The organism is Rossellomorea vietnamensis, from assembly GCF_008180415.1.
GTDB lineage: Bacteria > Bacillota > Bacilli > Bacillales > Bacillaceae_B > Rossellomorea > Rossellomorea vietnamensis_C.
The window spans coordinates 26,568-40,086 of sequence record NZ_VTEI01000002.1 but is presented as its reverse complement, the minus strand read 5'-3'; the positions used below and the strand labels follow the sequence as shown (position 1 = coordinate 40,086).

9 protein-coding genes and 1 pseudogene are annotated in these 13,519 nt (G+C 36.4%); 7 read left to right on the top strand and 3 right to left on the bottom strand.

What is annotated here, in order from left to right; all coding sequences use genetic code 11:
- Positions 1–4: 4 nt before the first annotated feature.
- The 5 genes from FZC78_RS02800 (at position 5) to FZC78_RS02780 (ending at position 6,740) form a co-directional block, all read left to right on the top strand.
- Entirely contained in the window at positions 5–3,094 is a 3,090-nt protein-coding gene (locus tag FZC78_RS02800; protein ID WP_148938163.1) for a type I restriction endonuclease subunit R, read from the top strand.
- Between the two features lie 717 nt (positions 3,095–3,811).
- On the top strand, positions 3,812–5,014 hold the full coding sequence (locus tag FZC78_RS02795) for a hypothetical protein (RefSeq protein ID WP_148938162.1): 1,203 nt from the start codon (positions 3,812–3,814) through the stop codon (positions 5,012–5,014).
- On the top strand, positions 4,965–5,483 hold the full coding sequence (locus FZC78_RS02790) for a hypothetical protein (RefSeq protein WP_148938161.1): 519 nt from the start codon (positions 4,965–4,967) through the stop codon (positions 5,481–5,483). Before FZC78_RS02795 ends, FZC78_RS02790 begins: the two co-directional genes overlap by 50 nt.
- The gene (locus tag FZC78_RS02785; RefSeq protein WP_148938160.1) at positions 5,483–6,076 is read left to right on the top strand and encodes a hypothetical protein; all 594 of its coding nucleotides are present in this window, start codon (positions 5,483–5,485) and stop codon (positions 6,074–6,076) included. The genes FZC78_RS02790 and FZC78_RS02785 overlap by 1 nt, the downstream gene beginning before the upstream one ends.
- Before the next feature lie 403 nt (positions 6,077–6,479).
- A complete protein-coding gene (locus tag FZC78_RS02780; protein WP_148938159.1) occupies positions 6,480–6,740 on the top strand; it encodes a hypothetical protein in 261 nt (86 codons plus the stop codon).
- A gap of 122 nt (positions 6,741–6,862) precedes the next feature.
- On the opposite strand, the gene FZC78_RS02775 is transcribed toward FZC78_RS02780, so the two are convergent.
- On the bottom strand, positions 6,863–7,075 hold the full coding sequence (locus tag FZC78_RS02775) for a hypothetical protein (RefSeq protein WP_148938158.1): 213 nt from the start codon (positions 7,073–7,075) through the stop codon (positions 6,863–6,865).
- A gap of 59 nt (positions 7,076–7,134) precedes the next feature.
- The gene (locus tag FZC78_RS02770; protein ID WP_148938157.1) at positions 7,135–7,401 is read right to left on the bottom strand and encodes a helix-turn-helix domain-containing protein; all 267 of its coding nucleotides are present in this window, start codon (positions 7,399–7,401) and stop codon (positions 7,135–7,137) included.
- 292 nt (positions 7,402–7,693) lie between these two features.
- On the opposite strand from FZC78_RS02770, the pseudogene FZC78_RS02765 reads away from it, so the two are divergent.
- Positions 7,694–9,613: pseudogene (locus tag FZC78_RS02765) on the top strand (3'-5' exonuclease).
- 508 nt (positions 9,614–10,121) lie between these two features.
- Here the strand turns inward: FZC78_RS02765 and FZC78_RS02760 are convergent.
- Positions 10,122–10,796, bottom strand: coding sequence for a GIY-YIG nuclease family protein (locus tag FZC78_RS02760; protein WP_148938156.1), 675 nt, complete (start codon positions 10,794–10,796; stop codon positions 10,122–10,124).
- Between the two features lie 167 nt (positions 10,797–10,963).
- Between FZC78_RS02760 and FZC78_RS02755 the strand changes: the two genes are divergently transcribed.
- Complete coding sequence (locus tag FZC78_RS02755) at positions 10,964–13,519, top strand: AAA family ATPase (RefSeq protein ID WP_187444773.1); 2,556 nt, start codon at positions 10,964–10,966, stop codon at positions 13,517–13,519.

The window sequence follows — 13,519 nt, the reverse complement described above, 5'->3', positions numbered from 1 at the left end:
ATATATGAGTAATGGACGAAAAAATGCTGCTGAGAAAGCTTTTCAAGATAAATACGTTGCTAAGCTACAACAATATAAATGGAACGCACCAGATTTTCTTAATGGAAATAAACAAAAAGTAACTGTACAAGATTTAGTCAATCATTGGCGGAAGGAACTAAATCGAATGAATGCAGATGTCTTGGAGAGTGTTCCTTTAACAGATAATGAATTTGCACAAGTAATGGCAAAAGTATCGCAAATTGAAAACAGTTATGAAGCTGCAAAGTTATTAGCAATGGAACAATCGACTGGTAAAATTGATGGCATTTATCGAGATTCTCATCCTGACGTTACACGCGAACAAATTACAATGACAATCTTTAAAAAGGCACAAGTGCGTGGTGGAGATTCTAGTTATAATATCGCAAGAGAAGTAGAAACACCGAACGGAAATCGTTTTGATATTGTTTTACTCATTAATGGTCTACCACTTATTAATATTGAACAAAAGCGTACAGACAAATCGTTAGAAGAAGCATTTAATCAGTTTAAACGTTATTATGCTGCTGGTGAATATGTGAACAATTTTATGGCATTTTCTCAAATGATGGTGATGACATCTGAAGTATCTACACGTTACTTTGCGACACCAAAGTCAATTCAAGCGTTTAATCCAAGCTTTGTTTTTCATTGGGCAGACAAATATAATCGACCGATTAATCATTGGAAAGATGTCATAGGTCACCTTTTAATGATTCCGATGGCACATCAAATAGTTGGCGATTATTTAGTCATTGATGAAGCAAAAGAAGTGGAAAATCGTAAACATATGTTATTACGCTCTTATCAAGTACATGCCCTGCAAGCTGTCGAAGGTGCAGCACTAGGCTGGGATAATGAGGATAAAATTCCTCATGGTGGATTTGTTTGGCATACAACAGGTTCTGGTAAAACAATCACCAGTTTTAAAACAGCTTTATTTTTATCGACTAGAGCAGGATTTGATAACGTTGTTTTCTTAGTGGATCGGAAAGAACTCGATAGTCGTACGAGTGATAATTTCAAAGCCTATGCACAATACGAATCAGTAACAGTTGATGATACAGCACATACATTTCAATTACGTAAACTTTTATCATCTGCTAGTACAAGTATCGTTGTAACGACAACGTTTAAATTAAATTATCTAGTGAAAGATTTAATTGAAGCGAAGGATGAAAGCTTATCAAATAAGAAAATCGTCTTTATTATTGATGAAGCTCACCGAACGACAATGGGTGACATGATGGTAACAATTAAAAATTACTTCCGGAAAAATGGTCTCTTTTATGGTTATACTGGGACACCCTTATTTGACGAGAATAAGATTAAAGGAATGATCAATGAGAAGAGTGAACTAATCGATACAACAGAAAAGCTTTTCGGACGACGATTGCATCAATATACAATTGATGAAGCAATTGCAGATAAAAACGTATTAGGATTTCATGTTGACTACATAAATACCGGAGAGTTTGAAAGTTACGATACATTACGTGAACAAATTGTTGAATATAAACTAGCTGAACAACCTGACACACCCAAAAGAAAACTGGAACGACAAGTATATGAACTTTCTGAGTTAGAAGTTGAAAAAGAAGCAAAAAAACGCAAATTATTGTTTTATCATGATGAGACACATATTCCGAGAGTGGTTGAGGAAATATTAAACAACTGGGAAGATCAATCACAACATAAGGTTTTCAATGCCATTTTAACGGTAGCATTTAAACATCGTGTAATAGCATACTATGAAGAGTTTAAAAAGCAATTAGCAGAACGAGATGATATTGCCTTAAACGTAGCAATGACATTTAGTTTTGGAACCGATGCAGATACAAAACCTACCGACCCAGAACTAATTAAGACGATGTTTAGAGATTACGCTGCTTTCACGGGAATTGAATATGCTTACGGTGATAAACGACGAGGAGAAGATGCATATTATGAAGATGTCGTTGAACGAGCAACACGTGGTGGGAGTGGTCGGAACCCAAAAAACATTGACCTTATTATTGTTGCGGATCAGTTACTAACGGGTTATGATTCAAGATTTATTAACACATTATATGTGGATCGTTCACTGGCACTACAAGGATTAATCCAAGCTTATTCACGCACAAACCGAATTCATGGGAAAGAAAAGGAATTTGGCACAATTGTCAACTTCCAGTACCCAAGAATAACGGAACAAACAGTAAATGATGCATTGATTTTATACGGAAGTGGTGGAAAGAATAGTAAAGCAATAGTAGAACCCTACCCTGTAGCTGTAGAGGAATTTGTAAAATACTCACAAGAAGTGATGGAGATTTTACAAGATCCAACGGCATGGCAAGCCTTAGAAAGAGATGATGAGGCAAAGGAAATCTTCGTAAAAGCTTTTAAAAAAGCAAACAGTCAATTAAATACGATTCAACAATATTATGAATTTGCTTGGGTAGATGAAGCATTCGGTATATCAGAGCATGAATGGCTACGTTATGTCGGTGCCTATCGTAACGTAACGAGAGATGATAATCCAGACGGTGATCCAGAAGATTTACCAATATTACCTTTGGGTGAAGCAAAACTAGCTGGTACTCAAAAAATTGATGCGTATTATATTATTCAATTAATCGGGGAGAAAACCACTTCAACAAACGGAAAACAAACAGTGGATGCAGAAACATTACGTATTATTTATCAACATATTGAAGAATTAAGTAATATGGGTGATTTTGACCAAGCAGAGCTACTGAAACAATTTGTTAAAGAGGAATTAGAACCAGGGAATGTAGCGAGTGATGTGAACTTTGATGAAGCATATGAAGAATGGAAGCGAAATAAATTAAAAAATGAAATTTATAAATTATCCCAAGAGTGGGGACTTAATGGAATGATTCTTGAGAAATCGTTAGAAACCTATTCATCAGCGAATCCAAAGGATATTCCTTATATTGATGAATTAACAAGTAATGTAGATTATGGTTCGATTGAAAACCCCAAAACTAGTAACCTATTGGAACATAATATGGAACTCCTGAAAGTACTACCGGAGATTGTCCCGAAAATTAAAAGGAAGTATAAATAGAAAGATTTATTCTTGATGCAGGGACAGGTAAATGTCCCGATAAGTTTGTATTCCTCAATGTGGGACAAGTTTCTTGTCTCCATGTACAACTCAACCAGGATATAGCTATATTTTTTATCTTAATGAGTTGTATGTTCTTTCTCAAAATTTATTAAGAAAGTCCGTCGGAGGTTCTGACGGATTTTTTTATTTTAAGTAAAGATAGAAATATCCTATGGAATCAGCTTATTGTATAAGTGTTCATAAAACTCATGGTAGCGGAGTTGGGGATATTCTTTGTATTATCAAAGATGAGACAGTTCCGTTTGACTAATGTCGACAATATTCACATAGGTTCAAAAACATGTAGATATGTAGTAGGATATAAGTAAGCAATAATTTTCCAGCTGTTGAGAGATGTTGTGGTTTGAGGTAAAACGTTTTATGGAAGTGCAGATAGATTTTCCATCTAGCAAATCTTAAATCACAAAGTTTTTAAGATAACTCAATAAATAGATTCCAAGAGGAATTACAAGATGCAAGGAAAGATTAAGAGAGGTTGACTAAGAGTCTATATGGGACTAATGGAAAAGGGGAACTGTCCCATATGCAAATTTATAGGGACAACAGATTACCTATATAAAAAGAAGGAAACTTACGATAAGAGTGATGAGATGAACGAGATACCTGTCCCTCAGTCCCATATACTTTAATATTCATAATGAGAGGAGCTATTTTATGCAAGTTGTTTCAGATGTTATGTCAAATATCAACCTTGAAAGAATTCGAATGTTTAATAGGAGACACGGACTACGAGTATCAGGTACGAAAAACGAACTTGTTAATCTAATTAAAGAATCCGTGGTTTCAGGAATTATAAATCAGACAGAGGTTGAAGAGTTTTTGGCTGAAGAAATTGCACATGGAAAGAATAGAATTTTGTTTGTCTCCTCTTTCCCTGATAGCGCAGTCGCTAATTTACAAAATGTTGAGGCAATTAGAGATGCTCTTAGAATGAAAGGGCTAAGAACAGTAAATTTTAATAACTTGCACACTATTAGTTGCCCAGAAAATCTCGAACTAGCTTACTTAAAAATACATGAAGAACAATTGGTAAATAAAATATCACTTTGCTTTTCAAAGACTGTTATTATAAAAGGGGCAATTGATGAAGAAGGTGAAGAATTACCCCCTCGAAATGAAACCGAATATGTATGGGTGGATATTTTACCAACTGACAAAAAGATTCATATCAAAATGAGACAGCGTTCAGGGAATGTTTGGGTTAACAATTCTAGAATAAAAGAACTATATGATGAAATATCCACTATTGTGAGAGAAACTTTTTCATTGGCACCAAAATCTATGGAAGGTGTAAAGAACATATTATATAAGATGTTTAAAGATCTTACTGAAACAGCAGAACAACCTTTTACTGCAGCAGTGGCACCACTAGAAGAAAAGATAACAACATTTGCAGAAGAGGTAGCTGGAGAAGTGGGCTTACATAGTCCTTATGATCCGGTTGATTTACCTCATCGATTAAAGCGATTATTAGAGCGAGCTTTAATACAGCAAGATTTTCACATATATGAAGGATATTTTGAAGGAAAAAGAGGTATCGTAAATAGAATATATTTTTCAGATGCCACTGGTGCCTCTGTTAATGCTAGATCAAGTGAAGTTGAGGAAGGTATTGCTGTTGCAGATATATACTTTGACACAAAAGAGTCTATAGAAAAACTGCAAAAGTTTGATAAAATATGGATAACATGGTTTTATAAGCGTACCGGTCAACCACTTGAGAAAATTGAAACGAAATTTGAAGTAGCAAAAGAACACTTTGTTATTCATTTTTTATATGCATATACCACAAAGGAGATGCAAAATCATGTATTTTCCAACTTTAAACATTTTGAAGAACTACCACCAGATAGATAATTTTGTTATTAGTAAATTAGATTCCTGGCTAGGAACGAGGCGACAAGCAGTAAGGAAGTTCTTAACCCCTTTGCAATTCAGTATCGATACAGATATTGATGAAGAATACTCTATCTCATTATTTGCGATTTGTACAGACCCAAAAATCAAAGTTTTGCAAGAAAAATATATCGTTGAATGCCCTCATGACAATACAATATTAGGTGTATATACTTCTGCACATGAAGTTCCTCACAGAATTTTATGTAATGAATGTAATCAGTATATTGATGTTTCTTTGAACAATTTGGTAATTTGGTTTGAGCTAATTCAATCCCCCCAATTACCACAGCAAAATGGTAAAAAGGATATTTCAAGAGGTAATGATATACGGGGAAAAGCAGGAGGCCTTCGACCTGCACGAATAAAAAAGACGCCCACGGCTCGGAGGCTATTAGATGGATTAGATGAAAGGATTAGGAGTTCTTAATGAATTTTACTGTTAAAGAATTGCTTTGGACATTAGTCTTTATTATTATTATGGTTTTTTTTATTGTGGGATCTACCTATTCATTCATGGAATACTCGAAAACTGGCGCTGATTGGATTAGTGCTCTATTATCTTTTAATGGTAATGTCATTGGAGGTATAGCAGGAGGTATTGTAGCATTATTGGTTGCCAAATACCAGATTGCTAAATCTAAAATTCAAGAAGAAGTAAAGCAAAAAGAAACTACTATCACGATGCTTAAATTAATCAGGGAAGAAATGAGAGACAATATCTCTGTTTTAAACTCTTGTTCTCCATATAATCAAGATGACTATAATTTGCTTAAGGCTAATTTATCTGACGATACATGGAAAGCAACAATGTTACATCTCAACATTCCTGATGACCTCTTAGTTAAAATACATGTTTCATATAAAAAAGTTGCACTGATTAAGCATCTAACTAAAGATGAAATAGATGACGCCGTAATTGAAAGTTCAAAAGCAACAGTAGAAAACTCACTGGATGTTTTAAAAGAGTATCTTAAAGAAAATAAGATTAAGGATAACGCTGAAGATGAATTGAAAACATAAGCAATATTAAGGGATTTTCTTTTATTGGTAAACCGAAGCATATATTATTAACTTGTTATTGTCGGGAGTTATATTGGCAAGAAAGGTTATCAAAATACGTTAAGCTGAGGTACTTAGTCCTCAGCTACATTTTAAGCAAAATCAGAACGAGTGTTTAGTATATTTCCATGATTTAGAAGTAATAAATGTAAAACGACTCTTAAGATATTTGCGGTCTTGAAACACAATACTTCTGGTTTTATCACTCAGGGATGCAGCCTTAAAATAGAGCATGATTTTTTGTTAAAGTACTAACGTTTTATAGTTACGAAATGACCGAAACATAATACTTCCTAGTGAATTCTGTGTAATAAATAAAGGAAAACACCCTCTATGATGTCGAAGTTACTATCTTGGAGGTCTTATGATGTTTTTCGTTAAATGTTTCAATGTAGTCACCAGTGAGCAATTAGATGCAGATCTTAATTTTTCCCCCCTAGAGGAAGCAGAAGATTTTATACACAGCAATGAGGAATGGGTAATTTCAAGGTATGTTGCTGATTTAAAAGCTTTTCTTGATTCTGTTTATGATTATCATGTACCGATATTTACAAAAGAGGAAAAGGGTTATCACCTATACTTCAAGGTAGAGCGTTCATCTCTAGAAGTGACTTTTATTAAATAGTGAGCATTAACCATCCTGGGTACTACATAACATAACAAAAAGGCAGAAGTTTTCTTCCTTTTTTTGATTCTATTCAAATCTATATTGCTACCAGACGATTGGACTGTCACATTGCCAAAAAATTAATTTCTTTCCGTTGTCTGAATTCTAAGCAGGGTGTTCAATTCTCTCCTGACTTCCTTCAAGACTTTTCTTCTCTCGTATCCCCTGAATATATGGATCGTTTCTGTTTTACTCTTGATATGTACTTCCCCATATCCACCAGGCTCTTGAAAGCCAATCAAGGTATAGATGAAGACTTCTTGGTCCTGAATGTACCAAAGTTCTTTTTTCATTGAGCCTTTCCTTAAGGGAGTAATTTTGGGGAGGAGGGTTTCCCCAAAATTTTGTAAGATTAATATAAGAGCTTTATCGGAATCGGGTAGTATTTCTCTTTGGATTCCATGAATAAAAGGTGGGGATCTGGCAGCTTCAGTCCAGTCGCAATTTTGGCGACGGTTACCATTCCAGGATGAGTTTTGCCTCTTTCGATTTTACCCAGGTGGGTGGGGTCTAATCCTGAAGGTTCAGCCAGTTCGGCAATGGTCAAGTTCAGTCTTTGCCGGTGGCCGCGTATGTGTTTTCCTATTTGCTTTACATATTCTTTTTCTATTTCGTCCATCTCATTATCATCCTTTTAGCTCTATTATTCAAGTGGATCCAAGAAGGTTAAACTGTCTATAGGCAATAAAAAGGATAAAAATGGTTATTTAATAAAATATTTTTTCTCAGTGAGATCAATACCGTCAAAAAGTTATGATAATCAGTAGCACAAGAAGATTTTATAACCGTTCTTATGGTGTAAAGGGAAGAGAACGCTCACCAAGTAAAATCCCAATCTACCCATTTTATGTAAAAATAGGAGTTCTTTTGTAGTATAATAAAAGAAAACCTCATAATTTGGAGTGTTAGTTGTGGCTTATACAATTCCAGAGATTATTCGGTCTTCGGCAACGGCAGGGGAGCGGCTGCTTTTCAGAACATTAAAGACGTATTTACCTGATGATTATATTGTTTATTTTGAACCGGATATCCATGGACGAAGACCTGATTTTGTTATTATTGGTCCTGACCTTGGTTTACTGGTTCTGGAAGTGAAAGATTATACCAAGAATACTTTGTTTCAATTGAACCAAGATGAGTGGACATTGGTGACAACTTCTGGGCAACAGACCAAGGTGAAGAGCCCGTTGAAACAGGCCAGAGATAATGTGTTTCATATTGTTGATGCATTGAAAAAGGATAAAAATCTTGTTCAATTGGATGGCAAGTATCAATTTCAATTGAAGTTTCCTTATGGATTCGGCACTGTTTTTACGAGGTTGTCTCAAAGAGATTTTATCGAGAACGATTTATATAGTGTGATTGAACCTTCTCTTAGTCTGACAAGAGATGAAATGGATCCAGATAAAGAAGCATTTTCAGAAGAGAATCTGTATGAGAAGATTGCCAACATGTTTATTGTTCCTTATCGATTAAGAGAACCACTGACGAAAGAAGAGATGGATTCTATCCGCTATCATTTGTTTCCAGAGGTGCGGATCAGTGCAGAGTTTAAAAGGCCGGTGCCTTATCAGGATCAGTTGCTGCTTTCACTACACGATATTAAGGCGATGGACTTACATCAAGAAAATCTGGCTAAGCAGATCGGTGACAAAAACCGTTTAATCCGGGGAGTGGCCGGCAGTGGGAAGACACTTATCCTAGGCAGCCGGGCAAAGATGCTGACGAAAGATCATCCTGATTGGAAGATACTAATTCTTTGTTATAACATTTCGTTAGCTCGTAATATCGAGCAGATGATTCACCATATGATGCACGAACCTGACAATCTTTTTGACTTTGATTATACCAATACAGACGAACTTCCAGCAGCAATTCCACATAACATTACGGTAAGAAACTTTCATTCTTGGCTGAAAAATGACTTGAAGATATCAGAAAGTAGAATTCCGGCTGTTCTGTTAAAGTTGAAAAACGGCGAAGCTATACTACCTACATATGATGCAATTCTAATTGATGAGGGACAGGATTTTGAGTCAGAATGGTTTGAACTTGTAAGTTCATTGTTAAACCCTGAGACGAAATCTCTTCTGCTGGTAGAAGACCGTGCACAGTCGATTTATAAACGAAAAAGAAGCTACGTGCAGGATACAGGCTTGAACTTCAGGGGCCGTTCCAAGGTACTGAATATCAACTACCGTAACACCGCTCAAATTGTGAAATTTGCATGGGACTTTTATCAATCTCATTCTTCTTTGAAAAGCAAGGTTGTGGCGAAGGACTTTGAAGGCGAGATTATTGCCCCTCAAAGTACTAGGCGTAAGGGAGTGGACCCAGCAATTCTTAAGGCAGATTCATTCTTTACAGAAGCCAAGATCGTCGCCAAGCAAATTAAGAAACTTCATGAGCAGAAAAAGGTTCCTCTTTCTTAGATGTTAATTCTATATCGAGTGAAAAAGACATACAAAATGAGCTATGTGGATGTATTAAAAGATGCTTTGAAAGCGGAAGGAATTGACTACTTCTGGATCACAGAAAACAGTGAATCGAAGCGGAAATTTGAGAAAGATGATGAGCGTGTGAAAATCAGCACGATCGATAGCAGCAAGGGACTTGATTTTCAGGCCGTTTTCATCGTCAACCTGGATAATATGCCTTTTGCTCTGGAAGATGATGTTGAGAGAGAAACATCTCTGCTTTACATTGGAATGACGCGCGCGAAGGAATATCTTTGCTTGTCTTATTCAGGAGAATCGGAATTCACGAACTATTTTCAAGAAATTGCGAATGAACGGAAGAAGCGAAAGGTGTCATCTGATAAAAGCAGTTGACAAAATAATGATATTGCAGGTTAGTGGGAAGAGAATGTAACAACCAGTAAAAACACCTGGCTAAGCCTAAACCATCATTGGAAAGAAAGGAGATGAAATCGCTATTGAGAATCTACTAAATATAATGATACCTAGTTTAATTGGAGGCCTGATCGCTACAGTAATTTTAGCTCTAGTATATAAAAACAAAGAAAAGAAAGATAAAGGTGTAGTATTCTCCTATTATAAGTTAAGTTACAGAAGAAAAATGATACGAACTTTGTGGTCCATTCCCATACTCGTTATTTTAATTATCGGTATTTCTTATTTGGCAGAATTAGACCTTACACAAATTATTATCTTGGCTGTTTTCTTCTTGGCTCTTGACGGAATACAATTTCTCTATAACTACTGGAAGTGGAAAAAACTTGAACAATAATCTTAGACAGTCTATAAGTTAAAACCCCAGAAGAGCGGCTTCTGGGGTTTTAACTATTTTGATTTTAGGTTTACCAGCATGCCGGCGTGATTATGAATGTACTTGTTGTTTCGGAGAGAGAACGCCTTTTTTAACAAGATTTAGTAGTGCCCGTTCATTTTTGTAACGGAAATACACCAGCAATCTGTTTAAATCTTTGGTTGTCAGTGCCGAATAATCGGCTGTCATTACATAGTCTTTTTCCAATCGCTTCACAAGGGTTTTGGCATAATCGATTTGTTTTTGAGTCAGGGGTTTTTCACTTTTGTCTTCTGCGATGCCTATCGTTTCCCTGATTTGCTCGGTATAGTTTTCCTCTTTGATCCATGCTACCTGGTTTCGACTTAAGTCATACCATCCGTTCTCTAAGTGCTGTGGAGAGAAGTAGTTATGGAAAGAGGCTTCTGTCCCTGAAGATTCTCCCGACTTTATGAGGTGTACCAATTGAGTCTTGAATGGAAGTTCTTCTTTGAAGATTTTCATATCCTTATCAATGGAAGCGGTCTTGCCAATCTTAAAGGTTCCATTTAGGCTTTCTTGTAAGAAATATACATACCCTTGATCGCTACCTCCAGGAAAAGGAGACTTTGTTATTTCCATTAACCGGTTGGGGTCGGACTCATAGATGACCACTTGCTGCTTTTTGACCTCGACTTCTGGATTATTTTCTATAGGCGCTTCTTTCTTTTGGGGAGCAAATAATTTCGACATTAGTGTTTTTAGCATGAAATCACGTCTTTCTAGTAATATATACTATATTTTAACAAAGTTAGTGGAGTTTTACATTTGTTTAGTCGGATTAGTGGGAATTATGCTAGGCTATAAGTATGTCTCTCAATTTTACTGGCAGCTTTTATAATTATAGGGTGACAAAAATAGTTTATGAGGTGTATATGATGTCTACACAAGAATTGGAAAAGTATCTTTTAAAAGATTCATATATAGATCTGTCGTTCAAACGTTACTTGAAGTTTAAGAAAAGCTCTAATTACGATGAGTCCTATAAAGAAGAAATCCTTTCCCGCTTGAATGAATTCATGAGCAAGCAGGATATTAATGAGATTACGGTCCTGGATATAGTAAAAAAGCTGCAGAAGGAAAATCCGACGTCTGGCAGCTTTGTGTATTGGAGTAATATTGATGATTTGCTGAAGTTTGCAGAGACGGAACCGCAGGTGGCTGCTACCCTATTGAATGAGTTGATCTATTCTACCGACTCAATAGATGAGAAGATCGAAGCTTTCCGTGAAAAAGCCAAGGCCTTTAATTCTAAAATTTCCTTAGGAGCACCTTTATTTGGCTATATATTAGCAGCTTTCGATTATAAGAAGTATCCAATTTATAAGCAGGAAGTTTTTATGGATGTGAAGAGGTCTTATGGTATTAACCTAAAGCTTTCCAGTGTAGGCTCTAATTATCAAACTTATTTAGAGCTGTGTGAGATTGCTCTTTTTAATTTGGATAAGGACTATGAAGGGTTGACGATGCTCGATATTCAGGATTTCTTTTACTGCAGCACTACATATGATGAAATCAAAGTGGAAAGTGCGGTTGACTATCTATATAGTATTGCGACAGAGCTGCATACATACAAGTTAGATCCACAAATGATGCTGGACAGCCTTTCTCAGCTTGATGCTGCTCGTCTTCAAATTCTGAAAAATCAGTATAAGAATTCCGAGAAGGTTAATTTAATCAAGTCCAGAGTAGTAGACAGGATTATCGAAAATGGGTCTTTGACAGTTTATGAACTGGAAGAAATCAAGGAAGAAGTAAGAGTTAAGTATGAAACAAACATCTTAAACTCCTGGAACAACTTCTCGATCTTATTTCAGCTTTACTATACGGATAAGAAAGCGAAAGTTCTGGAAGAACAAAGAAAGATTCATGAGGCGCTTCGTAAAATGGAAGAGCTAAAGGAATTTGATTTGTTTGAAGATAGAGTCCTGAATGGCTTCAACTGGAATCAGAATTTTGGTGGTTCAACTTGCTGGCTGGCAGTTTACGAAAAGAATCATATGAATCATAAAAATGCCCCTCAATTGTTTGTGGCTGTAGAGGACAGTGGACTTAGATATGGAATGCTCTATGGCTCAGAACATCCAAGAAGAGGAGAGCGGGATATCGAAGAAACAAGTGATGTCTCTTCTTTTACTTATGAAGATTTACACTGGAAAATGGTAAACGTCATAGATGCATTTCAAGAAACGAATGATACTAGTGGGAATACTGCCCCTAATGAAAATTCACAAGACAATATAAGTTCAGAAAAATGGTTAGAGCTTTTGAACAATAATGAAGTTTTTACTGAGGGCGATTTTGTCTACCTTCATAAAATGTACGAGTTAGGTGGGGAGGCTACCGCCTCTCAGCTTGCAGTTGAGCTTGGTAAACACCATTCATCGTTTAATACTCCGGTAGTTCAACTGGCGAAGCGCGTAATAGAAGCAACGGGAATAAATGTGCCAGTAAGAGATGACGGGACAGACTGCTATTGGTGTGTTCTGTTCAACGGTGAGTATGAAGAGAATAACCATTTCATCTGGAGGTTGAAATCTAATTTGAAGGAAGCGATTGGTAATACGTATTCAGAAGCAGACTTTGAAAGCTATTACAAAGAGGATTTCCTTAAAGAGGTATTCATGGAGGAAGACCAGTATAATACAATGACCAGCCTGCTTCGTTATAAGAAAAATATTATCCTGCAAGGACCTCCTGGTGTAGGGAAGACCTTTGTGTCTAAACGATTGGCATACTCCTTAATGGGTGTGAAAGATTCTACAAGAATCGAAATGGTTCAATTTCATCAGAACTATGCTTATGAAGATTTCGTGATGGGGTTTAGACCAGATAAGAATGGGTTTTCTCTTCAATACGGTATTTTTTATGACTTCTGCCAGCGTGCGATAGAAAACCCTGGAGAAGACTATTACTTTATCATTGATGAAATTAACCGAGGAAACCTGTCAAAGGTATTTGGTGAACTATTCATGCTGATTGAAAGGGACAAGCGGGAAGAGTATGTCACAATGGGTTACTCTAAGAAAAAATTTACCGTACCAAGCAATGTGTATCTCATCGGGACTATGAATACGGCAGACCGATCACTGGCTCAACTTGAGGTCGCTCTGCGTAGGCGGTTTGCTTTTATCACCCTTAATCCAGCCTTTGGTGAAAAGTGGTACAGAGCTGTTCAAGAAACAGGTGTGTCAGCAGAAATGCTGCAAAAGATCACTGACATTGTCTCAGGTATTAATAAAGAAATTGAGAAAGATTTTCAGCTAGGTGAAGGATATGCCATTGGCCATTCGTTCTTCACTGGGAAACCTGAGGACATGGATGAGCATGCCTGGTACCAAGGAATTCTTATGTTCGAAATTCAGCCGCTACTGGAAGAATACTTTTTCGATCGTCCGGACATGGTTGTTTCTCTATTAGAAGGGTCTTGA